Origin of the sequence: Pseudomonas sp. NPDC077186, assembly GCF_044543505.1 — a bacterium.
In the GTDB taxonomy this organism is placed as follows: domain Bacteria; phylum Pseudomonadota; class Gammaproteobacteria; order Pseudomonadales; family Pseudomonadaceae; genus Aquipseudomonas.
This window is the reverse complement of record NZ_JBITWE010000001.1, coordinates 1565804-1589223: the sequence shown is the minus strand read 5'-3', so window position 1 is coordinate 1589223 and position 23420 is coordinate 1565804. Positions and strand designations below refer to the sequence as shown.

Here is a 23420-nt window from a genome sequence, read left to right as displayed (position 1 = left end):
CCAGCCCGGCCGCTCTAGCGAGCGGCACTTGGGCGATACAGGTAAGCGCGGAAAATGGTCAGACGAACCAAAGAAGAAGCCGAAGCGACGCGGGTGCAGATACTCGACGCCGCCGAGCGGGTGTTCCACGCCCAGGGCGTTTCGCGCGCCTCCCTGGCGGAAGTGGCCAAGGCCGCCGGGGTCAGCCGCGGCGCCATCTACTGGCATTTCGACAACAAGCTGGACTTGTTCCAGGCCATGCTCGAACGCCTGCGTTTGCCGCTGGAAGAACTGGCCCGGGCCAGCGAGAGCGAGGATGAGCCGGACCCGCTGGGGCGCATGCGCGAGCTGCTGGTCAAGGCGTTGACGCGCCTGGCGCAGGACGCGCAGAGCCGGCGCATCCACGACATCCTGCGTTACAAATGCGAGTACACCGGCGAGCTGGTCGGCCTGCGCGAACGCCTGCAGGCGCTCAGCGCCGAGTGCGACCGGCGCATTGCCAAGGCCCTGGGCAACGCGGTGAGCCGCGGCCAGCTGCCGGCGCAGCTGGACTGCCGGCGCGCGGCGGTGTGCCTGCACGCCTATATGGAAGGGGTGGAAGCCAACTGGCTGCTGGTGCCCGACTTCGACCTGGCCGCGCAGGCGCCGATGCTGGTGGACGCGCTGCTGGACATGCTGCGCAGCAGCCCGGCGCTGCGCGGCCCGGCCTAGCTCGCCTGGCTGTGCTGCCGCCAGGGCAGGGCATGCGGCGCGCGCAGGCGCGCCTCGAGGGTGGCGACGAACTGGCGGGCCTCGCCTTCGCTGCGAAAGCTCACGCTGTGTTGATCCAGGCGAACCTGCCAGAGGGTCTGGTCGGCCCGATTCAGCGGCTGAATGAGGATGTTCATGCTGCGCCACCTCTTGGGGGGAGCAGCAATCTTAGTCCGCCGGCGTGGCAGTTTCCTGACCTGGATCAAACAGCCGACCATCGGCGCGCAGGCTGCCGTGCAGGCCGTGGCGCGGCTCGCTGCCGGTGGCCAGGCGCAGGCTCACCGGTAGCGGCCCGGCGCCGGCGCGCAGCAGCAGGGCCGAGCCCTGCCACTGGCCGCCGTGGCCTGCGAGCAGGGCGGCGATGGTCGCCTGCAGCGGCTCGCCCGCGGGATCCTGCAGGTAGTCGCCCAGTGGCAGGCCCAGGCAGCTGTGGCCGGGGTGGCCGCTCAAGCGATCCCAGGCCGGGTTGAGGAACGTCAGGCGGCCCTGGCTGTCGGTCAGGCACACGGCATCGTCGATCTCCTGCACCAGCTCGCGGTAGCGCAGCTCGGACACCTGCAGTTCGTCGCGGGCGCGGCGCTGCTCGGTGAGGTCGATATCGATGCAATACATCTCCGCCTGGCCGCGGCTGTTGCGCAGCATCACGTGGCTGGAGAACACCCAGACCAGGCTGCCGTCCTGGCGCTGCAGCTGGATCTCGGCGGCGGGAATCACCGGCCCGCCCAGGTGCCAGGCCTGGATCGCCGCCGCCACCTGGCGGCGCTCGGCCTCCGGCACTATCAGTTCCTCCAGGCGCCGGCCGAGGGCGTCCTGCAGGCGGTAGCCGTACAGCTGCTCGCTGGCCGGGTTCCAGAAGATCACTCGGCGTTCGCGGTCGTAGCCCTGCACGGCGATGCGCGGGGTCTGCTCGAACAGCTGGCGAAAGCGCTGCTCGCTCTCGCGCAGGGCCTGCTCGTCGCGCTTCTGCGCGCTGATGTTCTGCAGGGTGCCGAGGGCATGGCCGGGGCGATCCGCCTCGCCGTGCAACAGCAGCCAGTATTCGCCGTTGTCGCGCGACTGGCGCAGGCGCAGGCTCAGGTGCAGCGCCTGGCCTTCCTGCAGCAGCGCCAGCAGGGCGCGGCGCGCCGCCGGGCGGTCGCCGGGATGGATCAGGGCGAGCAACTGGTCGAGATGGCGCGGCGCATCGGCTTCGCTCTGGCCGAGCAGCTCCAGGGCCTCCTCGCCCCAGCTGAACTGGCCGTCGTAGTCCCAGCTGCCAAGGGCGGCGTTGCGCTGCGCCTGCTGCAGCATGCGCGTGCGCAGTTGCAGGGCATCGTAAAGCCGCGCTTGCCGGGCCAGGGCGTAGCGGGTCAGGGCGTACACCAGCAGGCTGCTGAGCGTCACGAACAGCAGGCCCTTGGCGGTCTGCCAGGCGGTCTGCAGGCCGGGATCGGCGACCAGGGCCTGCAGGGCGCCGTCGCTGAAGACGATCCACAGCACGCCGAAGGCGAAGTAGATGGCGGTCAGATACAGGGGGTGAGCCAGTTTGCGACGCATAAGGAAACTCGCACTGAGGCGCCAACGGGCGCCCCGGCAAGTCTAGTCGGCCTATCGCGAGCGGTGGCCAGAGGCTATCAAAAGCCTTCGAGGACGATCTTGCCCCGCGCCTGGCCGCTTTCCAGCAGGGCGTGGGCGCGGCGCAGGTTGGCCGCGTCGATGCGGCCGAAGTGCTCGCCCAGGGTGGTCTTCAGCACGCCGCTGTCCACCAGCGCGGAGACCCGCTGCAGCAGGCGGTGCTGCTCGATCATGTCTTCGGTGTGGAACAGCGAGCGGGTGAACATCAGCTCCCAGTGCAGCGACAGGCTCTTGCGCTTGAGCTGCATCACGTCCAGCGGCTGAGCCGGGTCGTCGATCAGCGCCAGGCGGCCCTGCGGCGCCAGGGCCTCGACCAGCTGGGCGTAGTGCTGGTCGGTCTGGGTCAGGCTGGCGACGTGGCTGACCTGGCCGAGACCGAGGCGCGCCAGTTCCGCGGCCAGCGGCTGGCTGTGGTCGAGCACCTGATGGGCGCCCAGTTCGCGCACCCAGGCCTGGGTCTGCGGGCGCGAGGCGGTGGCGATCACCTGCAGTTCGGTGAGCTGGCGCGCCAGCTGCACCAGGATCGAACCGACCCCGCCGGCGGCGCCGACGATCAGTAGGCTCTGGCCCTGGCTGGCCCGGCCTTCGCCGACCTGCAGGCGCTCGAACAGCAGTTCCCAGGCGGTGATCGCGGTCAGCGGCAGGGCGGCCGCCTCGGCGAACGACAGGCTGGCGGGCATGCGGCCGACGATGCGTTCGTCGACCAGGTGCAGCTCGCTGTTGGCCCCGGCGCGGTCGATGGCACCGGCGTAGAACACCCGGTCGCCGGGCCGGAACAGGCTCACCTCGCTGCCCACCGCCTGCACCACGCCGGCGGCGTCCCAGCCCAGTACCTTGGCCGCGCCCTGTTCCGGGGCGACGTTGCGGCGGATCTTGGTGTCCACCGGGTTGACCGAGATGGCCTGCACTGCCACCAGCAGGTCGCGCGGGCCGGGGGTGGGCGCGGGCAGTTCGACATCCTGCAGGGCGTCGGGATGCTCGGCGGGCAGGGACTGGTAATAGGCGACGGCTTTCATCGGGGCTGGCTCCGTAAGAGAAGGTGGCGTCATGCTCGGCTATTTCACAAAGGCGAAAAAGCGGGTAGGAATAGAGTCTCTTTCATTGTTTTTTTGAAAATCATGCTGCGTTTCGACGACCTGCAACTCTTCGTCCGCACTGCCGAGACCGGCAGCCTGTCCGCCGCGGCGCGCCTGCTGGAGGTGTCGCCGGCGGTGGCCAGCGCCGCGCTCAAGCGCCTGGAACAGCAGCTGCAGGTGCGTCTGCTGGCCCGCTCCACCCGCAGCCTGCGCCTGACCCCGGAGGGCGAGCTGTTTCTCGGCCATGCGCGCCTGGCCCTGCACAGCCTGGAGGACGGCCGCCGGCAACTGGCCGGCAGCAAGGCCGGGATCGGCGGCGTGCTGCAGCTGTCGGCGCCCTCGGATTTCGGCCGCAACACCCTGCTGCCCTGGCTCGACGAGTTCCAGCGTGAGCATCCGCAGCTGCACCTGCGCCTGCTGCTGGGCGACCGCGTCGCCGATCTATTCCGCGAGCCGGTGGACATTGCCCTGCGCTACGGTGCGCCGGAAGATTCCAGCCTGGTGGCGCTGCCGCTGGCAGCGGACAACCGCCGCGTGCTGTGCGCCGCGCCGGCCTACCTGGCGCGGCATGGCGCGCCGCAGACGCCGGAGGCGCTGGCCGAGCACAACTGCCTGCTCTATATGCTCGGCGGGCGGGTGCACGAGCGCTGGCGCTTGCACAGCGGCAAGCGCGAAATCGCCCTGACGGTCGCCGGCGACCGGGTCAGCGACGATGCCGACGTGGTGCGCCGCTGGGCGGTGGCGGGGCAGGGGCTGGTGTACAAGTCCTGGCTGGATGTGGCCGGCGACGTGCGCGCCGGGCGGCTGCAGGTGCTGTTGCCGCAGTGGCGCGGCGAGCCGACCCCGCTCAACCTGGTCTGCGCCCACCGCGCGCATCTGAGCCGGCCGGTGCACCTGCTGCGCGAGTTCGTCCAGGCGCGCTGTGCCGAGCTGCTGGCGCAGGCCCCCTGGCGCGACTAGGCTTGCGCTAAGCGCGTATGCGGCAATCCGCCACAGTGTCGCGCCGCCATCGCCTGTTTAGAGTCGCGCCCCATGAACCTGGCCCGCAAACACCGCTCGCTGACCGCCTGGCTGCTGTACTTCAGCATCCTGTTCAGTGCGTTCGTCTGCGCCATCAGCCACGGCCAGATGGCCGGCCTGCAGCTCAGCGGGCTGGATGGCCAGTACTGCTCCTTCGAGGGCAATTTCGGCGCCGGCGCCGATCTCGACGGCGCAGGCATCGTCGCGCCCAGTCCGGCCACCGGCTCCGGTTGCGCCCTGAGCAGCAGCTTCAGCGCCATCATTCTCGCCGCCTTCTTCGGCCTGCTCGGCCTGTTGCTGGCCAGCCGTACGCTACCCAGCGTCACCTTCGACGTCCATCGCCCCGTCCGCTACCTCTGGCCATCGGCCAATCCCCGCGCTTCTCCGTTGTTCGCCTGATCGGCCTGCCCCTGGCGGGGCATTCCCCACCATGCGAATAGTGCGTCGCGCGGCATGTGCGCGACGCTGGAGAACTCCCATGTCGTCACTCCCCGATGCCGTTGCAGGGGCTCGCATGCGCGTGCAGCCCGCTTTCTACAACCTGGCCTGGCGCTGGCATTTCTGTGCCGGGCTGTTCGTCATTCCTTTCATGGTCATGCTGTCGATCACCGGCATGATCTACCTGTTCAAGCCGCAGCTGGACCAGTGGCTGTACGCCGATCTGCTGCAGGTGCCAGCGGGCGAACGGCAGCTGGATGCCGACCGCCAGCTGGCCCTGGTGCGCCAGGCCTATCCGCAGGCAACGGTGAGCAAGTACCTGCCGCCGCTGGCGGAGGATCGCAGCGCGCAGTTCGTGATCGGCCAGGACGGGCAGGAACTCAATCTGTTCCTCGACCCCTACCGCGGCACTCTGCTCGGCGTGCAGGACGCCACCTGGAACCTGCAGGCGGTGGTGCGCAAGGTGCACGGCGATCTGCTGCTCGGCACAGTCGGCGACCGTTTGATCGAGCTGGCCGCCGGCTGGGGCGTGGTGCTGGTGGTCTCCGGGCTGTACCTCTGGTGGCCGCGCGGCAGTGGCGGCGCCGGCGTGCTGTGGCCGCGCCTGGGCGCCCGCGGGCGCCTGCTGTGGCGCGACTTGCATGCGGTCACCGGCTTCTGGGGCAGCCTGTTGCTGCTGTTGATGCTGCTCACCGGGATGACCTGGACCGGTTTCTGGGGCGCACAGTTCGCCGGCGCCTGGAACCACTTTCCCGCGGCGATGTGGGACAAGGTGCCGACGTCCGGGCAACTGACCGGCAGTCTCAACGACAGTCGCCAGCAGACCGTGGCCTGGGCGGTGGAAGTGACGCCGCTGCCGGCCTCCGACCCGCATGCCGGGCACCATGGCCAGCGCCACGCCGGCGCGGCCGCGGCGGCGCAAATCGGCCTGCAGCAGGTGGTCGACACCGCCGCGGCGCAGGGCGTGCAACCGGGCTACAGCATCAGCTTCCCGCGCGGCGCCGAAGGGGTCTACACCGTCGCCCTGTTCGCCGACGACCCGCGCAACGACGCCACCCTGCACCTGGATCAGTACAGCGGCGCGCTGCTCGCCGACCTGCGCTGGCGCGACTACGGCCTGGTGGCCAGAACGGTGGAGAGCGGGGTGAAGCTGCACGAGGGCAAGATGTTCGGCCTGGCCAACCAGTTGCTGATGGCGCTGGTCTGTTTGCTGATCCTGTTCGGCGCGGTCAGCGGCCTGGTGCTCTGGTGGCAGCGCCGCCCGGCCGGCCGCCTCGGCGTGCCGCCGCTGCGTCACGACCTGCCGCGCTGGAAGGTCGGGGTGGCGATCATGCTGACGCTCGGCCTGGTCTTCCCGCTGGTCGGCGCCTCGCTGTTGCTGATCTGGCTGCTGGATCGCCTGCTGGCGCGGCTGCCGGCCTGGCGCCGGCTGGCCAGCGACTGACGCGCAACCTTTATCGCGGCGACGCGGCCCTGGCCGGCGTCGCCGGATTCATTCAGGCTACGGCCGACTATCGCAACTGGAGGATCACCATGCTGCCGAACAAATTCCTGCTGCTGGGCGCGCTGCTCGGCGCCAGCCTGCTGGCCCAGGCCCACGACTACCAGGCCGGCGACCTGCATATCGACCACCCCTGGTCACGCGCCATGCCGCCGGTGGCGCCGACCGCCGCGGCCTACTTCGTGGTGCACAACCGGGGCAGCGAGGCCGACCGCCTGCTCGCCGTGAGCACCCCGGTGGCCGGCAAGGCCGAGCTGCACGAGCATGTGCACCAAGGCGAGGTGATGAAGATGCAGCAGGTGCAGGACGTGACCATCCCCGCCGGCGGCGAGGTGCAGTTCGCGCCCATGGGCTACCACGTGATGCTGTTCGAGCTGAAGCAGCAGGCCAAGGACGGCGAACGCTTCCCGCTGACCCTGACCTTCGAGAAGGCCGGCCAGGTCGAGGTCGAGGTGGCGGTGCAGCAAGAGGCGCCGACCGCCGAGGCCAATCACGAGCACCAGCATCACCAGCACTGAGGCGCGCGGCTAGACGCGAAACACCTGCACCGCGCTATGCAGCTGCCCGCCCAGGTGCAGCAGCTGCTCGCCCTGGTCGCGGCTGCGGCCGATGCGCTGCAGGTTGTCGCCGCCGAGCTGGTGGATGCGTTCGCCGTGCTCGCGGATCTCGCCGACCGCCTCGCTCTGCTGCGCGGTGGCGTCGGCAATGCGCTCGGCCATGCTGGCGATGGTGCGGATCGCCGCGACGATTTCGTCGAGCGCGCCGTCGGCCGCCTCGGCCTTGCCGGCGGTGGCCTCGGCGTGTTCGACCTGGGCGCGCATGGCGCTGACCGACTGGCGCGCGGCCTGCTGCAGGCGGCCGATCAGCTCCTGGATCTCGGCGGTGGCGCTGCCGGTGCGCTGCGACAGCGAGCGCACCTCGTCGGCGACCACGGCGAAGCCGCGCCCGGCCTCGCCGGCGCGTGCGGCCTCGATGGCGGCGTTGAGCGCGAGCAGGTTGGTCTGCTCGGCGATGCCGCGGATCACCGTCAGCACGCTGCCGATGGTGGCGGTCTCCTCGGCCAGGCGCTCGATCGCTTGGGCGTTGTCCTGCACCTCGCCGACCAGCGCGTGCAGCCCTTCCAGGCTCTGGCCGATGACCCGCTGACCCTGTTCCAGGGCGCGGTCGGCGTCGCGGCTGGCGTCGGCGGTCTGACTGGCGTCCTGCGCCACCTGGCCGATGGTGGCCTCCAGTTCGCTTAGCGCGTCGCGGATCAGCGCGGTGTCGCCGGCCTGGCGCTCGGCGCCGGCGTGCAGGCCGCCGCTGAGTTCGGCCAGGGTACGGCTGGAGCCGGCGACCTGCTCGGCGTGGCCGCGGATGCTGGCGACCAGCTCGACCAGGTAGCGGCGCAGGTGATTGAGCGAGTCCTCGATATCGCGCAGCTCGCGGGTGCGCGCGCCGATGGCGATGGGCGTGGCGAAGTCGCCGCGGGCCCAGGCCGACAGCGCCGGCACCAGCTGGCCGAGCACCCGGGTCAGGCGCCGCTGGATGCGGTCGATGGTCAGCGCGATCAGCAGGATCAGGCCGATCATCAGGCCCTGGATCAGCCGCACGTCGCCCTGGATGCGCGCGTACTCGGCCTTGACCTGCGGCTCCAGGGCGGCCAGCGCCTGCTGCAGCTGGTCGATGCGCGCGCGGGTGGCGGCGGCCAGTTGCTGACGCTGCTCGACCAGCTCGCGGGTGCGCTGCAGCTCGGCCGGGTAGCGGCGGACCAGGGCGGCGAAGTCGCGCTTGAGGGCGACGCCGCGATCCTCCGCCTGGCTGGCGCTGCTGTCGTCGGCCAGGCCGAGCAGGGCGGCGAAGCCGGCGCTGGCCGAGTTCGAGGCCGCCGCCACGCCGAGCAGCGGCAGGCCGTCGAAGCGCCCGGCCTGCGCGCCGAGGGCCTTGAGTTCGCGCTCGATATCGGCCAGCAGCTCGCTGCGGCCCTGGGCGACGAAGCGCCCGCGGGCATGGCCCAGGCGCGCCAGGTGCTGGCTGGCGTCGAACAGCGGGCGGCGGTAATCCTGCGCTGACGCCCCCGCGGCCGAGTCGGCGTACTGCGCCAGCTGCTCCAGCGCGCCGCCCATCTCCCGTTCGGCCTGCAGCAGCAGGCCCTGCGGGTCGCCGGCCAGCTTGCCGGCGGCGAGCAGCTCGCCCGCGCTGAAGGTGCGCAATTGCTCCAGGCTCGGCCGCAGCTCCTCGGCCAGCGGCGCCGGCAGCTCGTCGAGCGCCAGCGCCAGGCCGTCGATGGCCTGGCCCGCGGCGCTGTGGCGCAGGGCGTCGCCGCTGGCCAGGTAGGCCTGGATATTGCCGGCGACGTCCTGCTGGAACTGTTGGGACAGCGCCAGGTAGCGCTCCATCAGCTGGAAGGGCTGTTGCAGCGCCCGCTGCGACCACCACAGGGTCGCCGCCAGGGCGACGCAGACGGTGACCAGCAGCAGGGTGTTGAGGTTGGTGAGCAGCTTGAGGCGCATGGCGGGCTCGATCGACGGCTGAACGATGCCCGCGAGGTTATTGCGGTTTGGTTACAGGCTGATGACGTTGTGCGTTGCGTCACGCTTCGTGTGGCCGGCGAGCCTTCACTCGCCGCGGTACAGCTCCACCCGGTTGCGTCCGCCGTGCTTGGCCCGGTACAGCGCCTCGTCGGCCTGCTTGGACAGGGCGTTGCCGTCGAGGCCCGGCTGCAGCATGGCGATGCCGCAGCTGAAGGTGCAGGAGAGGTCCTGTGGCTGCGCCGGGTAGTGGATCTCGGCGAAGCGCTGGCGGATTTCCTCGAGCACCCTGAGCGCCGATTGCTCGTCGGTGTCCGGCAGCACCACGGCGAATTCCTCGCCGCCGTAGCGGCCGATATGGTCGGTCTTGCGCAGGCGCTGCTTGAGAAACAGCGCCAGGCTCTTGATCACCCGGTCGCCCATGGGGTGGCCGTAGCTGTCGTTGACCTTCTTGAAGTGGTCGATGTCGAGCATGGCGAAGGCCAGCGGCTGCTCGTCGCGGCGCGCGCGGAAGCAGGCGTCTTCCAGCAGTTGCAGGGTGTGGGTGTGGTTGTACAGGCCGGTGAGGCTGTCGCGCACCATGCGCGCCTTGAGGCTGCGCGCGCGGGCGGCGCGGTTGCGCACGGTGGCGATCAGATGGCGCGGCTTGATCGGCTTGGTGAGGAAGTCGTCGCCGCCTTCGCTCATGGCGTCGAGCTGCTTGTCCAGGTCGTCCTCGGCCGACAGGTAGATGATCGGCACGCTGACGTAGCGGTCGTTGTGGCGGATCACCTTGGCCAGTTCGGCGCCGTTGCACTCGGGCATGTACATGTCGAGGATGATCAGGTCGGGCTGGAACTCGGCCAGCGCGTCCATCGCCTGGATCGGCTCGGTCAGGGTGTGGGTGAGGATGCCGGCGCTGTTGAGCACGCGCTCGGTGTGGGTGGCCTGGGCCTTGGAGTCGTCGACGATCAGCACCTTGTAGGGATCGTACTGGGCGACGTGGGTCAGCACCTCGATGCGTTCGAGCAGGCTGGAGGCGTCCAGCGAGCCGGTGAAGAACTCCTGGCCGCCGGCGCGCACCGCGGCCAGGCGGGTCGGTGTGTCGGTGTCGCAGTGGCTGAAGAACAACAGCGGAATCTTCTGCTCCAGGCCCTGCTGCAGCGAGTCGGCCAGCTCCAGGCCGGCGCCTGCGAAGTCGACGTCCATGACGATGGCGGCCGGGTGGCGCTCGGCGATGGCGGCGCGGAACGCCGCGGCGTCGGCCAGCGCCTGCGCGGCCAGGCCGAAGAACTCCAGCTGCTGGGCCAGGCGCTCGGCGCGGGCGATGTCCTGCAGGGCCAGGTAGACCGGCTTGCGCAGCGGCGGCAGGAAGGTCTGCTCGAACGCGTCGCCGTGGCGCAGGCCGGTGCGCGACAGGCGCTGCATGGCCAGGTTGAGCTGGCCGATCAGGCTGCTGTTGAGGCGTCCGCGGTTGTCCGCCACCGCCGCCAGGCTGGCGGCGATGGCCTGCGCCAGCTGGGCGTGCTCGGCCTGCTCGAAACGCTCGGCGTAGCGCAGCAGGCGCAGGTTGGCCTCGCCCAGTTCGGCCATGCCGGCGTCGTTCCATTCGCTGCGCTGCAGACGCTGCCAGACCTCCAGCACCTGGCGCGCCTGGTGGATCACGCGCTGGGCGAAGTGATGCTTGAGGCGATCTCGACTGGGATCCGGGTGTTCGGTCATGGGCCGACTTCTTTAAATGACTGGGTCAGTGGTGGCTCGATGCTATCACCTGCTGGCGACGCTGACAGTGCCGCCGATCAATTGGCGTCGTGTTTTCTGTCGAATAGGCGACAAAAAATTGCATGGAGCTATTTTTAATCGCTTGCGACGGCCCATCAGGGTGACCGCCAGGGATGGCAGGCCACCTAAACCTAGCTTTTTCCCACTGACTTGCCACCGGCGGTAAGTTTGCCCGTGCGCCCTGCGCTTTGCGGCGTGCTTGCCTTATAGTGCGGGACAGGCCGCAACCCGTTGCCCGGGGCGCGGTCGAACATTCGAATTTGCTGAAGGAAGGACACTGTCATGCTGGATTGGAAGAATCGCGCGGCGAGCTCGCCCGACGCCGCCGCCACGCACGCAGGCGAGCGCAGCGGCGCCAGCCTGATCGGCCGCGCGGTCGGCGGACTGCTCGGCGTCTACCTGCTGCTGGCCCTGGTGGTCGGCTGGTACTGGAGCCAGGAGCCGTCGGCCTTCCCGGTGCAGCAGCGGGCCCAGGCCGCGGCGGAGCAGGCCAAGCGCCAGCTGGTCGGCGGCTACACCACGGTGGAGACCCTCAAACAGGTGGCCGGCACCCTGCTGGACAAGCCCGGCGGCTACCTGTCCAACGACCTGGCGCCGCCCGGCCTGTGGCTGGACAACATGCCCAGCTGGGAATACGGCGTGCTGGTGCAGGTGCGCGACTTCTCCCGCGCCCTGCGCAAGGACTTCGCCCGCTCGCAGTCGCAATCCACCGAGGACCCGGACCTGGCCCAGGCCGAGCCGCGCTTCCACTTCGACAACAAGAGCTGGGCGCTGCCGGCCTCGGAGTCCGAGTACCGCGAAGGGATCAAGGCGCTGGATCGCTACCTGGCCCGCCTGGCCGATCCGAGCAAGCAGAACGCGCAGTTCTATACCCGCGCCGACAACCTCAACAACTGGTTGGGCGACGCCGGCACCCGTCTCGGTTCGCTGTCGCAGCGGTTGTCGGCCAGCGTCGGCCAGGTGCGCCTGAACACCGAGGTGCTGCCGAGCGAGCCGGACGCCACGGCGGTGGGCGAGGGCGGCATCTACGAGACGCCCTGGCTGCAGATCGACAACGTGTTCTACGAGGCGCGCGGCCAGGCCTGGGCCTTGGCCCACCTGCTGCGCGCGGTGGAGGTGGATTTCGCCGACGTGCTGGCGAAGAAGAACGCCACGGTCAGCGTGCGGCAGATCATCCGCGAGCTAGAGGCGGCGCAGGAAACCCTGTGGAGCCCGATGATCCTCAACGGCAGCGGCTACGGCCTGCTGGCCAACCACTCGCTGGTGATGGCCAACTACATCTCGCGGGCCAACGCGGCGATCATCGACCTGCGCCAGCTGCTGAGCCAGGGCTGATGGCGGCGATCTCCGAGGCGGAAGCGGCGCATCGCGCCGCCTCCGACGCCGAGCGGGTGGCCTGGGTCGACGAACAGGACCGGCCGCTTGGCGGGGTGACGCGCGCCGAATTGCGCGAGCGCCGGCTGATCGGCCGCGGCACCTATATCCTGCTGTTCAACTCGGCCGGCCTGCTCTGCGTGCACCGGCGCACCCTGAGCAAGGCGCTGTATCCCGGCTACTGGGACGTGGCCGCCGGCGGCATGGTGCTGGAGGGCGAGGCCTACGCCGAGTCGGCCGCGCGCGAGCTGGCCGAGGAGTTGGGCATAGTCGATGCCGAGCTGGTCGAGCATGCGCATTTTCTCTACGACGCCGCGGAAAGCCGGCTGTGGTGCATGGCTTACTCGGCGGTGTCCGACGCGCCGCTGGTGCTGCAGCCGGAAGAAGTGCTGGAGGCGCGCTTTATCAGCGTCGAGCAGGCGCTGGAGGAGACCCGCCGGCTGCCCTATTGCCCGGATTCGCTGGCGGCGCTCGAGCGCTACTTGAAGCGGCCTGCGTAGCAGGCCCTCTGATGACCCTCTCCCATTTATGGGAGAGGGTGCCCGAAGGGCGGGAGAGGGTGTTTGTATTGGCACCGTTGTTCGCGCTATTGCTGCGCACAGCGCACCCTACGGCGTAAGGCATTCCGAGCACGCCGTGCGCGATGGCGAACGGCGTCGCCTAAGTGCCGCACAATGACGCAAATCTGGTCTTAGCAAGCGCCGCCTTTGCCGTTACACTGCGCGACCTTTTCGGCGGACGTCTGTCCGCTTGCGCTGCCCCTGCCAGAGTGGGGCTTCGCGGTCGACGCCCGTCGACCAGTCGCTATCCTGACCCCTACGAGGACAAGCCGGTGGTCAAGAAAGCTTCGTCATTTTCCGCCCTGAGCGGTCTCGTCTATTCCACCGACAGTGGTCGGCATTGCCCCGACTGCGGCCAGCCGGTGGACGCCTGCATCTGCAAACAGACGCGCATTCCCGAAGGCGACGGCATCGCCCGCGTACGCCGCGAAACCAAGGGGCGTGGCGGCAAGACGGTGACCACGGTGAGCGGCGTGCCGCTGGCCGATGAGCCGCTCAAGGAGCTGGCCAGCGCGCTGAAGAAGCGCTGCGGCACCGGCGGCGCACTGAAGGACGGGGTGATCGAGATCCAGGGCGATCATGTCGAGTTGCTCCTCGCGGAACTGAGCAAACGCGGTTTCACCGCGAAGAAGTCCGGCGGCTGATAAGTCCTTTTCTAAACTTCGATGACGCTCATGCGGTCAACCGCCGAGCAAACGTCATCTTGCACCCTTAATTTCCAGGCTGGCCGCCTAGAAGGCCAGACTCATTCTCATGGGAGAACCCAATGTCCGCACGACGCACCCGCAAAGACGACGGCAGCCAGTGGACCGTAGCCGACAGCCGCAGTGTCTACGGCATTCGCCATTGGGGCGCCGGCTATTTTTCGATCAATGACGCCGGCCGCATCGAGGTGCGTCCCAACGGCCCGGACAGCGCGCCCATCGACCTCTACGACCAGGTCGACGAACTGCGCCAGAGCGGCCTGTCGCTGCCCTTGCTGGTGCGCTTTCCGGACATCCTGCAGGACCGCGTGCGGCGCCTGACCGGCGCCTTCGACGCCAGCATCGCGCGCCTCGACTACCAGAGCCGCTACACCGCGCTGTACCCGATCAAGGTCAACCAGCAGGAGGCGGTGATCGAGAACATCATCGCCACGCAGAACGTCTCCATCGGCCTCGAAGCCGGCTCCAAGCCCGAACTGCTGGCGGTGCTGGCGCTGGCGCCGAAGGGCGGCACCATCGTCTGCAACGGCTACAAGGACCGCGAGTTCATCCGCCTGGCGCTGATGGGGCAGAAGCTCGGCCACAACGTGTTCATCGTCATCGAGAAGGAATCCGAGGTGCGCCTGGTGATCGAGGAGGCGGCCGAGCTCAAGGTCGCGCCGCAGATCGGCCTGCGCGTGCGCCTGTCCTCGCTGGCATCGTCCAAGTGGGCCGACACCGGCGGCGAGAAGTCCAAGTTCGGCCTGTCCGCCGCGCAGATCCTGCAGGTGGTCGAGCGCTTCAAGGCCGCCGGGCTGGATCAGGGCATCCGCCTGCTGCATTTCCACATGGGCTCGCAGATCGCCAATATCGCCGACTACCGCAAGGGCTTCCGCGAGGCCATCCGCTACTACGGCGAGCTGCGCGCCATGGGCCTGCCGGTCGACCACATCGACGTCGGCGGCGGCCTGGGCGTGGACTACGACGGCACCCACTCGCGCAACGCCAGCTCGATCAACTACGACATGCAGGACTACGCCGACGCGGTGGTCGACATGCTCAAGGAATTCTGCGACCGCCAGGAAATCCCCCATCCGCACATCTTCTCCGAGAGCGGCCGGGCCATGACCGCGCACCATGCCGTGCTGCTGGTGCAGGTCACCGACGTCGAGCGGCACAACGACAAGGTGCCGGAGATCGATGCCAGCGTCGAGCAGCCGGAAGTGCTGCAGGTGCTGATCGAGCTGCTCGACGACAGCGACCCGGAGATGGTCGCCGAGACCTACTGGCGCGCCACCCATTACATCGAGGAAGTGGCCGCGCAATACTCGGCCGGCAAGCTGAGTCTGGCGCAGAAGGCCCTGGCCGAGCAGTGCTACTTCGCCATCTGCCGGCGCCTGCACAACCAGCTCAAGGCGCGCCAGCGCTCGCACCGTGCGGTGCTCGACGAACTCAACGACAAGCTCGCCGACAAGTACATCTGCAACTTCTCGGTGTTCCAGAGCCTGCCGGACACCTGGGCCATCGGCCAGATCCTGCCGATCCTGCCGCTGTCGCGGCTCGACGAGGAGCCGCTGCGCCGCGCCGTGCTGCAGGACCTGACCTGCGACTCCGACGGCAAGATCCGCCAGTACGTCGACGAGCAGTCGATCGAGACCAGCCTGCCGGTGCACGAGATTCGCGAGGGCGAGGATTACGTGCTGGGCATCTTCCTGGTCGGCGCCTATCAGGAGATCCTCGGTGACATGCACAACCTGTTCGGCGATACCGATTCGGTGAACATCTACCAGGCGGCCGACGGCAGCGTGGTGCACGCCGGCATCGAGACCCACGACACCATCGAGGACATGCTGCGCTACGTGCACCTGTCGCCCGAGGAGCTGATGACCCACTACCGCGACAAGGTGGCCAGCGCCAAGATCAGCGCCCGCGAACGCACCCAGTTTCTCGACGCCCTGCGCCTGGGCCTGACCCGCTCGTCCTACCTGGCCTGAGCCTGCTGACCGCGCGCCCTGGTGGGCGCGCGGTCGGGCCGGCGACGCTTATTCGTGGTGCGCCTGGCCGAGGAAGGTCAACGAGGCGAACAGGCCGCGGGTCTCGATATCCGCGTCGTTCGCCACCGGCAGGCTGACCTCGGCGCTGATGATGTTCAGCCCCTGGTTGCGCACCGGCACCTGGGCGCGACCCTCGGCATCGGTCACCGCGCTGACCTGGTGCGGCGCGCCGCGGTAGTCGCCGACCAGCTCGACGCCCGCCAGCGGCTTGCCGTCCACCAGCACCCGCACCGGCAGCGACTTGCCCGGGCCAACCTTGAGCGGGTCGGTTTCCGGCAGGATCACCAGCTTCAGCTGTTCCAGCGCAGGCAACTTGGCGCCTTCGGCATAGATCGCCAGGCTGTACTTGTAGGTGTGCAGCGACTGGGTCGAGTTCGCCACCTGGCTGCGACCCTGGTTGATCCACTGGCCGTCCGGGGTCTTCGACCAGGCGCCATTGTCCAGCGCCACGCCGAGCACGGCGGGGGTCTTCAAGGGTTGCAGGCGGGCGTGGTCGCTCAGGCGCTCGACGGTCACCGGGATCATCTTGCCGGCGGCGTCATAGGCCCAGGCGCCGCTGATCTTCTCGGCCTTGAAGGCATTGTCCTCGGCGCCGTGGCCGTAGACGGTCTCGATGTTGCCGCGACGCTGTTCGGTCCACAGACCGTGGGCAAGAACGTCGCCGCTGGCGAACAGGCCGGCGAGCAGCAGGTAGGCAGGGATACGCATGTGAAACTCCGATTCAGAGGTTGAGGGTCAGGTTGAGGCTGAGGTTGCGGGGCTCGCCGGGCAGTACCCAGACACTGTTGAACGAGCGTTCGTAGTACTTGCGGTCGAACAGGTTGTTGAGGTTCAGGCCCAGGCTGAGGTCGCGGGTGGCCTGCCAGCGGGCGAGCAGGTCGACCGTGGTGTAGGCCGGCAGCTGGAAATCGCTGCCGGTCTGCCCGGAGCGGTCGCCGACATGGGTGATCGCGGCGCCGAGCTCCGAGCCCTGCAGGGCACCGCCCTGAAACTGGTAGACGCTCATCAGGCTGGCGCTGTTGCGGGCGATGCCGAGCAGGTCGCTGCCCTCGGGAATGCTGTTGTCCTCGGTCACTTCGGCGTCGATATAGGCGTAGGCGCCGATAACCCGCACGGCCTCGCTGAGCTGGCCAGTGATCTGCAGGTCGAGGCCCTGGCTGCGCGCCTTGCCGGCGGCGATGCTGTCGCCTGGGCTGTTCGGGTCGGCGGTCAGCACGTTTTCCTTGTCGATATGAAACAGCGCCACGGTGGCGCCCAGGCGGCTGTCGAGCAGGTCGAGCTTGAGGCCGGTCTCGTAGCCCAGGCCCTTTTCCGGTTTGAACACCTGACCCTGAGCGCCGATGGCATTGGGCTTGAACGACATCGAGGCGTTGGCGAACACGCCGACCTCCGGGGTCAGCTGGTAGAGCACGCCCGCGCGCGGGGTGGCGACCTCCTTGCTCTGCTCGTTGCTGACCCGCGTGCTGCGGTTCAGCGCGGTCTGCTCGAAACGCTCCAGGCGCACGCCGAGCAGGCCGCTCCAGCGCTCGTTGAAGCTGATCTGATCCTGCAGGTTGAGGGCGTAGCTTTCCGTGTGCTCGTGGAAGTCGTTGGGATTGACCAGCGGCGGCTTGGGCTGGCCATAGATCGGGTTGTAGATGTGCTGGCCGTAGCCCAAACCGGTGACGCTCTGCGGGTACTTCTGGCTGTTGCGGTAGTTCTCGTACTCCAGGCCCAGCAGCGTCTGGTGCTGCCAGCCGGCCAGCTCGAACTGGCCGTGCAGCTCGGCCTGGGTGATGCTGTCGTTCCACTCGAAGCTGCGCTCGCGGTAGAAGCGCGTGACCTGGTCGCCGATCAGCCGCGACGGCTCGGAGCTGTTGCCGTCCAGCGCGCCCTGACTGTAGTGGCTGGCCAGGCGCAGCTTCCAGGCATCGCTGAGATAATGCTCGAGGCTGACCTGCAGCAGCTGGTTGTCATTGCGGATCTTGCCGTCGTTGGGTTCGCCGAGGAAGGTCGAGCGCTTGACCGCGCCCAGCTTGCCGTCGACCGCCGGAATGCCGCGGTCGAACACCGAGTCGGTGCGCGAGAACTCGCTGTCGATCATCAGCAGGGTATCGGGCGACAGTTGCCAGCTGAAGGTCGGGTTGATGATCTGTCGCCGGTTGCCGACGTGATCGCGGAAGCTGCCGTTGTCCTCCACCGCCAGGTTGACCCGCGACAGCAGGCTGCCGTCCTCGTTTAGCGGGGTATTGACGTCGAGACTGCTGCGGTAGCGATCCCAGCGTCCGGCGCTGGCCTTGAACTGGCTGAAGGGCTCCAGTTGCGGGCGTTTGCTGACGATATTGACCAGCCCGCCCGGGTCGCCGCGGCCGTAGAGGGCCGCGGCCGGGCCCTTGAGCACTTCCAGGCGCTCGATGGCCGAGGCGTCCGGCGCGCTGTAGCTGCCGCGGTTGATGGCGAAGCCGTTGCGATACAGCTCGCCGGTGGTGAAGCCGCGCACGCTGTAGTTGAGGAAGGTCAGGCCGCCGAAGTTGTTCTGCCGCGACACACCGCCGGCGAAGTCCAGGGCGCGGTCGATGCGCGTGCTGCCCAGGTCGTCGAGCACCTGGGCGGGCACCACGGCGATGCTCTGGGGAATCTCCTCGATGCGCGTGTCGGTACGGGTGGCGCTGGCCGAGCGCGTGGCGCGGTAGCCCTGCACCGGACCGTCGGCCAGCTCGGCGTCGGCGCTGACGATGGCGTCCTCGAGCTGGGCGGGAGACGGCGTGGCGAGGGCGCTGGGAGCCAGCAGGCTGGCAAGCAGAGCAAGGGTGGTGCGCAAGGGAGGGCTCCTGTCGATTGGATTTAATGTAATAACATAACATTAAATCCAATCGAGAAGAGTTCCCAGGTGAAAATTCAGCCGGTCAGTTGCCGTTGACGGGAGGACGCAGGCCGATTTCCGCGGTCAGTTCCAGCGGCTTGCCGTTGCGCAGCACCTCGATGCGGATCTGGTCGCCCGGCTTGGTGCGCGCCACCTGGTTCATCGAGCGGCGGCCGTCGCCGGCCGGTTCGCCGTCGATGCTGAGGATCAGGTCGCCCGGTTGCAGGCCGGCCTTCTGCGCCGGGCCGTCGCGATAGAGGCCGGCGACGACGATGCCGGGGCGGCCTTCGAGGCCGAAGGACTCGGCCAGCTCCGGGGTCAGCGGCTGCACCTCGATGCCCAGCCAGCCACGAATCACCTGGCCGTGCTCGATGATCGCCTGCATCACCTCCAGCGCCAGCTTGACCGGGATGGCGAAGCCGATGCCCTGCGAGCCGCCGGATTTGGAGAAGATCGCGGTGTTGATGCCCACCAGGTTGCCGTGGGCGTCGACCAGCGCGCCGCCGGAGTTGCCCGGGTTGATCGCCGCGTCGGTCTGGATGAAGTCCTCGTAGGTATTGAGGCCCAGCTGGTTGCGCCCGGTGGCGCTGATGATGCCCATGGTCACGGTCTGGCCGACGCCGAAGGGGTTGCCGATGGCCAGGGTGACGTCGCCGATCTTGATGGTGTCGGAGCGGCCCAGGGTGATGGCCGGCAGGTCGGGCAGGTCGATCTTGAGCACCGCTAGGTCGGTTTCCGGGTCGGTGCCGATCACCCGCGCCAGGGTGTCGCGACCATCCTTGAGCGCCACGACGATCTGGTCGGCGCCGCTGACCACGTGGTTGTTGGTCAGCAGGTAGCCCTCGCGGCTCATCAGCACCGCCGAGCCCAGGCTCGACTCCATGCGCTGCTGGCGCGGCAGGTTGTCGCCGAAGAAGCGGCGGAAGGTGGGATCCTCGAACAGCGGGTGCGCCGGCTTGCTCACCAGCTTGGTGGTGTAGAGGTTGGCCACCGCCGGCGAGGCGGTGTCCACCGCCTCGGCATAGGACACCGGGCCTTCCTGCAGGCGGCTGTAGAGCGGTGCCTGCACCAGCTGCACTTCCTGGCGAGGCAGGCCGACCCACTCCGGGTAGCGCTGGATAATCAACAGCGCGAGCAGCACGCCGACCAGCAAGGGCCAGCCGAGGAAACGCAGGGCCTGGGGCATCGAGACGATCTCTGAGAGTTGCGAGGGGCCAAGGTGCCCCTTAAGGTGGCGCATTATAGAGAGGTGCCGGCCAATAAGGCAGCGGCCCGCAACACCTTGTGAGGAAACCCCATGGCCATTGCCCTGTCCACCCTGGTCGGCGAAGCCGACGCCTATCTGGGCGCCGCGCGCATCGGCGATTACTGCCCCAATGGCCTGCAGGTCGAGGGCCGGCCGCAGGTGCGCCGCATCGTCAGCGGCGTCACCGCCAGCCAGGCGCTGATCGAAGCGGCCATCGAGGCCGAGGCCGACGTGCTGCTGGTGCACCACGGCTACTTCTGGAAGGGCGAGAACCCCTGCGTCACCGGCATGAAGCAGCGCCGCCTGAAGGCGCTGCTGGCCGCCGACATCAGCCTGCTGGCCTATCACCTGCCGCTGGATCTGCACCCCGAGGTGGGCAACAACGTGCAGTTGGCGCGCCAGCTCGGCATCGTCGTCGAGGGCCCGCTGGAGCCGGACAACCCGCGCACGGTAGGCCTGGTGGGCTCGCTGGAAGAACCGATGAGCGCCGCCGATTTCGCTCGTCAGGTGCAGCAGGCGCTCGGGCGCGAGCCGCTGCTGGTGGAGGGCGAGGGACTGATCCGCCGGGTCGGCTGGTGCACCGGCGGCGGCCAGGGCTATATCGATCAGGCCATCGCCGCCGGCGTCGACCTGTACCTGACCGGCGAGGCCTCCGAGCAGACCTTCCACAGCGCGCGGGAGAACGGCATCGCCTTCATCGCCGCCGGCCACCACGCCACCGAACGCTACGGCGTGCAGGCGCTGGGCGACTACCTGGCGCGACGCTTCGCCCTCGAGCACCTGTTCATCGACTGCCCCAATCCGATCTGAGGGCGATTGCCCGCGGGTATAAAACTAGGCCTTTTCGATCTAAGCAGCGTCCTGATTAGAAGCGGGCGCTGTGCTAGAGTGCGCCCTCGTCCACGGCCCGCCGGCCCAATTACACAGCAAACCGTGAGTAGCCATGCTCGATAAACTGACCCACCTGAAGCAGCTGGAGGCGGAGAGTATCCACATCATTCGTGAAGTGGCCGCCGAATTCGACAACCCGGTAATGCTCTATTCCATCGGTAAAGACTCTGCCGTGATGCTGCACCTGGCGCGCAAGGCGTTCTTTCCCGGCAAGCTGCCGTTTCCGGTGCTGCACGTCGACACCCGCTGGAAGTTCCAGGAGATGTACCGCTTCCGCGAGAAGATGGTCAGCGAATACGGCCTGGATCTGCTCACCCACATAAACCCCGATGGTGTGGCGCAGGACATGAACCCCTTCACCTACGGCAGTGCCAAGCACACCGACGTGATGAAGACCGAGGGGCTCAAGCAGGCGCTGGACAAGTACGGCTTCGATGCCGCCTTCGGCGGCGCGCGCCGCGACGAGGAGAAGTCCCGCGCCAAGGAGCGCGTCTACTCCTTCCGCGACAGCAAGCACCGCTGGGATCCGAAGAACCAGCGCCCCGAGCTGTGGAACGTGTACAACGGCAAGGTCAAGAAGGGCGAGTCGATCCGCGTGTTCCCGCTGTCGAACTGGACCGAGCTGGACATCTGGCAGTACATCTACCTGGAGCAGATTCCGATCGTGCCGCTGTACTTCGCCGCCGAGCGCGAAGTGATCGAGAAGAACGGCACGCTGATCATGATCGACGACGAGCGCATCCTCGAGCACCTGTCGGACGAGGAGAAGGCGCGCATCACCAAGAAGATGGTGCGTTTCCGTACCCTGGGCTGCTATCCGCTGACCGGTGCGGTGGAGTCCACCGCGGCGACCCTGCCGGACATCATCCAGGAAATGCTCCTGACCAAGACCAGCGAACGCCAGGGCCGTGTGATCGACCACGACCAGGCCGGTTCGATGGAAGAAAAGAAACGCCAGGGCTACTTCTAAGGATTCCTCATCATGAGTCACCAGTCTGATCTGATCAGCGAGGATATCCTCGCCTACCTGGCCCAGCACGAACGCAAGGAGCTGCTGCGCTTTCTCACCTGCGGCAACGTCGACGACGGCAAGAGCACCCTGATCGGGCGCCTGCTGCACGACTCCAAGATGATCTACGAGGATCACCTGGAAGCCATCACCAAGGATTCCAAGAAGGTCGGTACCACCGGCGAGGAAGTCGACCTGGCGCTGCTGGTCGACGGCCTGCAGGCCGAGCGCGAGCAGGGCATCACCATCGATGTGGCCTACCGCTACTTCAGCACCGCCAAGCGCAAGTTCATCATCGCCGACACCCCCGGCCACGAGCAGTACACCCGCAACATGGCCACCGGCGCCTCGACCTGCGACCTGGCGATCATCCTGATCGACGCGCGCTACGGCGTGCAGACCCAGACCAAGCGGCACAGCTTCATCGCCAGCCTGCTGGGCATCAAGCACATCGTCGTCGCGGTCAACAAGATGGACCTCAAGGACTTCGACCAGGGCGTGTTCGAATCGATCAAGGCCGACTACCTGGCCTTCGCCGACAAGATCGGCCTCAAGCCGACCACCCTGCACTTCGTGCCGATGTCGGCGCTCAAGGGCGACAACGTGGTCAACAAGTCCGAGCGCTCGCCCTGGTACGACGGCCAGTCGCTGATGGAGATCCTCGAAACCGTCGAGGTGGCGGGTGATCGCAACTTCGACGACCTGCGCTTCCCGGTGCAGTACGTCAACCGTCCCAACCTGAACTTCCGCGGCTTCGCCGGCACCCTGGCCAGCGGCATCGTGCGCAAGGGCGACGAAGTGATGGCGCTGCCCTCGGGCAAGACCAGCAAGGTCAAATCCATCGTCACCTTCGAGGGCGAGTTGGAACACGCAGGCCCCGGCCAGGCCATCACCCTGACCCTCGAGGACGAGATCGACGTGTCGCGCGGCGACATGCTGGTGCATGCCGACAATCGTCCGCAGGTCACCGACGGCTTCGAGGCCATGCTGGTGTGGATGGGCGAAGAGCCGATGCTGCCGGGCAAGAAGTACGACATCAAGCGCGCCACCAGCTACGTGCCGGGCTCGATCCCGAGCATCGTCCATCGCGTGGATGTGAACACTCTGGAGCAGGGCGCAGCCAGCGAACTCAAGCTCAACGAGATCGGCCGGGTCAAGGTGGCCCTGGACGCGCCCATCGCCCTGGACGGCTACGAGCACAACCGCACCACCGGCGCCTTTATCGTCATCGACCGCCTGACCAACGGCACCGTCGGCGCCGGCATGATCATCGCCGCACCGGTCGGCCAGGGCGGTGGCCAGCACGGCCGTCTGGCCCATGTGTCGACCGAGGAACGCGCCGCACGCTTCGGCCAGCAGCCGGCCACCGTGCTGTTCAGCGGCCTGTCCGGCGCCGGCAAGAGCACCCTGGCCTACGCCGTGGAGCGCAAGCTGTTCGACATGGGCCGCGCGGTGTACGTGCTCGACGGCCAGAACCTGCGCCACGACCTGAACAAGGGCCTGCCACAGGATCGCGCCGGGCGCACCGAGAACTGGCGCCGCGCCGCCCAGGTGGCGCGCCAGTTCAACGAGGCCGGCCTGCTGACCCTGGCTGCCTTCGTCGCCCCGGATGCCGAGGGGCGTGAGCAGGCCAAGGCGCTGATCGGTGCCGAGCGCGTGCTCACCGTCTACGTGCAGGCCTCGCCGCAGGTCTGCCGCGAACGCGACCCGCAGGGCCTGTACGCCGCCGGCGGCGACAACATCCCCGGCGAATCCTTCGCCTACGATGTGCCGCTGGACGCCGATCTGGTGATCGACACCCAGACCGTCTCGGTGGAAGAGGGCGTCAAGCAGGTGCTGCAGCTGCTGCGTAACCGCGGCGCCATCTAACGGCCTGCGCGTAAACATAAAGCCCCGCTAGCCAGCGGGGCTTTTTGTTGGCTGCGGTTGCGTAGGGCGTAACGGGCGAGATCCAGCTGGCCTGTCGATGCGCCGATCCGGCCTTTGTAGGGGCGAATCCATTCGCGATTGCGAGGCGAATATCGGGGAGGAGCCTGCGGCTTGGCTGCCATCCGCGGTGCCCGCGTCGAGCCTTCCCGGATTGCATCCGGGCTACAGCCAACAAAAAAGCCC

Annotated in this window: 20 protein-coding genes; 12 read left to right on the top strand and 8 right to left on the bottom strand. The window is 68.1% G+C overall.

Annotated features, from left to right (window positions below):
* The first annotated feature begins 54 nt into the window (after positions 1–54).
* Entirely contained in the window at positions 55–690 is a 636-nt protein-coding gene (locus ACIGKL_RS07520) for a TetR family transcriptional regulator (RefSeq protein ID WP_397486040.1), read from the top strand.
* On the opposite strand, the gene ACIGKL_RS07515 is transcribed toward ACIGKL_RS07520, so the two are convergent.
* The 3 genes from ACIGKL_RS07515 to ACIGKL_RS07505 all read right to left on the bottom strand — a co-directional run bounded on the left by ACIGKL_RS07515 (position 687) and on the right by ACIGKL_RS07505 (position 3359).
* Positions 687–866, bottom strand: a complete 180-nt coding sequence (locus ACIGKL_RS07515; RefSeq protein ID WP_397486039.1) for a hypothetical protein — start codon at positions 864–866, stop codon at positions 687–689. The two genes, ACIGKL_RS07520 and ACIGKL_RS07515, sit on opposite strands and share 4 nt — an antisense overlap.
* Before the next feature lie 31 nt (positions 867–897).
* Positions 898–2265 carry a PAS domain S-box protein gene (locus ACIGKL_RS07510; RefSeq protein ID WP_397486038.1) on the bottom strand — a complete coding sequence of 456 codons (1368 nt, stop codon included), beginning with the start codon at positions 2263–2265 and terminating at the stop codon, positions 898–900.
* Positions 2266–2342: 77 nt separating this feature from the next.
* On the bottom strand, positions 2343–3359 hold the full coding sequence (locus ACIGKL_RS07505) for a zinc-binding alcohol dehydrogenase family protein (RefSeq protein WP_397486037.1): 1017 nt from the start codon (positions 3357–3359) through the stop codon (positions 2343–2345).
* Between the two features lie 102 nt (positions 3360–3461).
* On the opposite strand from ACIGKL_RS07505, the gene ACIGKL_RS07500 reads away from it, so the two are divergent.
* The 4 genes from ACIGKL_RS07500 to ACIGKL_RS07485 all read left to right on the top strand — a co-directional run bounded on the left by ACIGKL_RS07500 (position 3462) and on the right by ACIGKL_RS07485 (position 6896).
* Positions 3462–4379 carry a LysR family transcriptional regulator gene (locus ACIGKL_RS07500; RefSeq protein WP_397486036.1) on the top strand — a complete coding sequence of 306 codons (918 nt, stop codon included), beginning with the start codon at positions 3462–3464 and terminating at the stop codon, positions 4377–4379.
* A 72-nt stretch (positions 4380–4451) separates the two neighbouring features.
* Positions 4452–4838 carry a DUF2946 domain-containing protein gene (locus ACIGKL_RS07495; protein ID WP_397486035.1) on the top strand — a complete coding sequence of 129 codons (387 nt, stop codon included), beginning with the start codon at positions 4452–4454 and terminating at the stop codon, positions 4836–4838.
* A gap of 79 nt (positions 4839–4917) precedes the next feature.
* Entirely contained in the window at positions 4918–6321 is a 1404-nt protein-coding gene (locus ACIGKL_RS07490) for a PepSY-associated TM helix domain-containing protein (RefSeq protein ID WP_397486034.1), read from the top strand.
* A gap of 89 nt (positions 6322–6410) precedes the next feature.
* Positions 6411–6896 (top strand): copper chaperone PCu(A)C, encoded by a 486-nt coding sequence (locus ACIGKL_RS07485; protein ID WP_397486033.1) that lies wholly within the window; start codon positions 6411–6413, stop codon positions 6894–6896.
* A 9-nt stretch (positions 6897–6905) separates the two neighbouring features.
* On the opposite strand, the gene ACIGKL_RS07480 is transcribed toward ACIGKL_RS07485, so the two are convergent.
* Both ACIGKL_RS07480 and ACIGKL_RS07475 read right to left on the bottom strand, forming a co-directional pair.
* The gene (locus ACIGKL_RS07480) at positions 6906–7949 is read right to left on the bottom strand and encodes a methyl-accepting chemotaxis protein (protein WP_397486265.1); all 1044 of its coding nucleotides are present in this window, start codon (positions 7947–7949) and stop codon (positions 6906–6908) included.
* Positions 7950–8975: 1026 nt separating this feature from the next.
* Entirely contained in the window at positions 8976–10589 is a 1614-nt protein-coding gene (locus ACIGKL_RS07475; protein ID WP_397486032.1) for a diguanylate cyclase, read from the bottom strand.
* A 342-nt stretch (positions 10590–10931) separates the two neighbouring features.
* Here ACIGKL_RS07475 and ACIGKL_RS07470 point away from each other — a divergent pair, with 342 nt between their 5' ends.
* From ACIGKL_RS07470 to speA, 4 genes are all read left to right on the top strand, one after another.
* Positions 10932–11984, top strand: a complete 1053-nt coding sequence (locus tag ACIGKL_RS07470; protein WP_397486031.1) for a DUF2333 family protein — start codon at positions 10932–10934, stop codon at positions 11982–11984.
* Positions 11984–12523, top strand: coding sequence for an NUDIX hydrolase (locus ACIGKL_RS07465; RefSeq protein WP_397486030.1), 540 nt, complete (start codon positions 11984–11986; stop codon positions 12521–12523). The genes ACIGKL_RS07470 and ACIGKL_RS07465 overlap by 1 nt, the downstream gene beginning before the upstream one ends.
* 332 nt (positions 12524–12855) lie before the next feature.
* A complete protein-coding gene (locus tag ACIGKL_RS07460; protein WP_397486029.1) occupies positions 12856–13227 on the top strand; it encodes a translation initiation factor Sui1 in 372 nt (123 codons plus the stop codon).
* 122 nt (positions 13228–13349) lie between these two features.
* Positions 13350–15260, top strand: a complete 1911-nt coding sequence (speA, locus tag ACIGKL_RS07455; protein ID WP_397486028.1) for an arginine decarboxylase — start codon at positions 13350–13352, stop codon at positions 15258–15260.
* A 48-nt stretch (positions 15261–15308) separates the two neighbouring features.
* Here the strand turns inward: speA and ACIGKL_RS07450 are convergent, their stop codons facing one another.
* From ACIGKL_RS07450 to algW, 3 genes are all read right to left on the bottom strand, one after another.
* Positions 15309–16028: a DUF4198 domain-containing protein gene (locus tag ACIGKL_RS07450; RefSeq protein ID WP_397486027.1), complete on the bottom strand. Its 720-nt coding sequence runs from the start codon at positions 16026–16028 to the stop codon at positions 15309–15311.
* 13 nt (positions 16029–16041) lie between these two features.
* Entirely contained in the window at positions 16042–18036 is a 1995-nt protein-coding gene (locus ACIGKL_RS07445; protein ID WP_397486264.1) for a TonB-dependent siderophore receptor, read from the bottom strand.
* 169 nt (positions 18037–18205) lie between these two features.
* Positions 18206–19348 (bottom strand): Do family serine endopeptidase AlgW, encoded by a 1143-nt coding sequence (algW, locus tag ACIGKL_RS07440; protein WP_397486026.1) that lies wholly within the window; start codon positions 19346–19348, stop codon positions 18206–18208.
* 111 nt (positions 19349–19459) lie between these two features.
* On the opposite strand from algW, the gene ACIGKL_RS07435 reads away from it, so the two are divergent.
* The 3 genes from ACIGKL_RS07435 (at position 19460) to cysN (ending at position 23177) form a co-directional block, all read left to right on the top strand.
* Entirely contained in the window at positions 19460–20218 is a 759-nt protein-coding gene (locus ACIGKL_RS07435; protein WP_397486025.1) for a Nif3-like dinuclear metal center hexameric protein, read from the top strand.
* 133 nt (positions 20219–20351) lie between these two features.
* A complete protein-coding gene (gene cysD, locus ACIGKL_RS07430) occupies positions 20352–21269 on the top strand; it encodes a sulfate adenylyltransferase subunit CysD (RefSeq protein ID WP_397486024.1) in 918 nt (305 codons plus the stop codon).
* 12 nt (positions 21270–21281) lie between these two features.
* The gene (gene cysN, locus ACIGKL_RS07425; protein WP_397486023.1) at positions 21282–23177 is read left to right on the top strand and encodes a sulfate adenylyltransferase subunit CysN; all 1896 of its coding nucleotides are present in this window, start codon (positions 21282–21284) and stop codon (positions 23175–23177) included.
* The last annotated feature ends 243 nt before the right edge of the window (positions 23178–23420 follow it).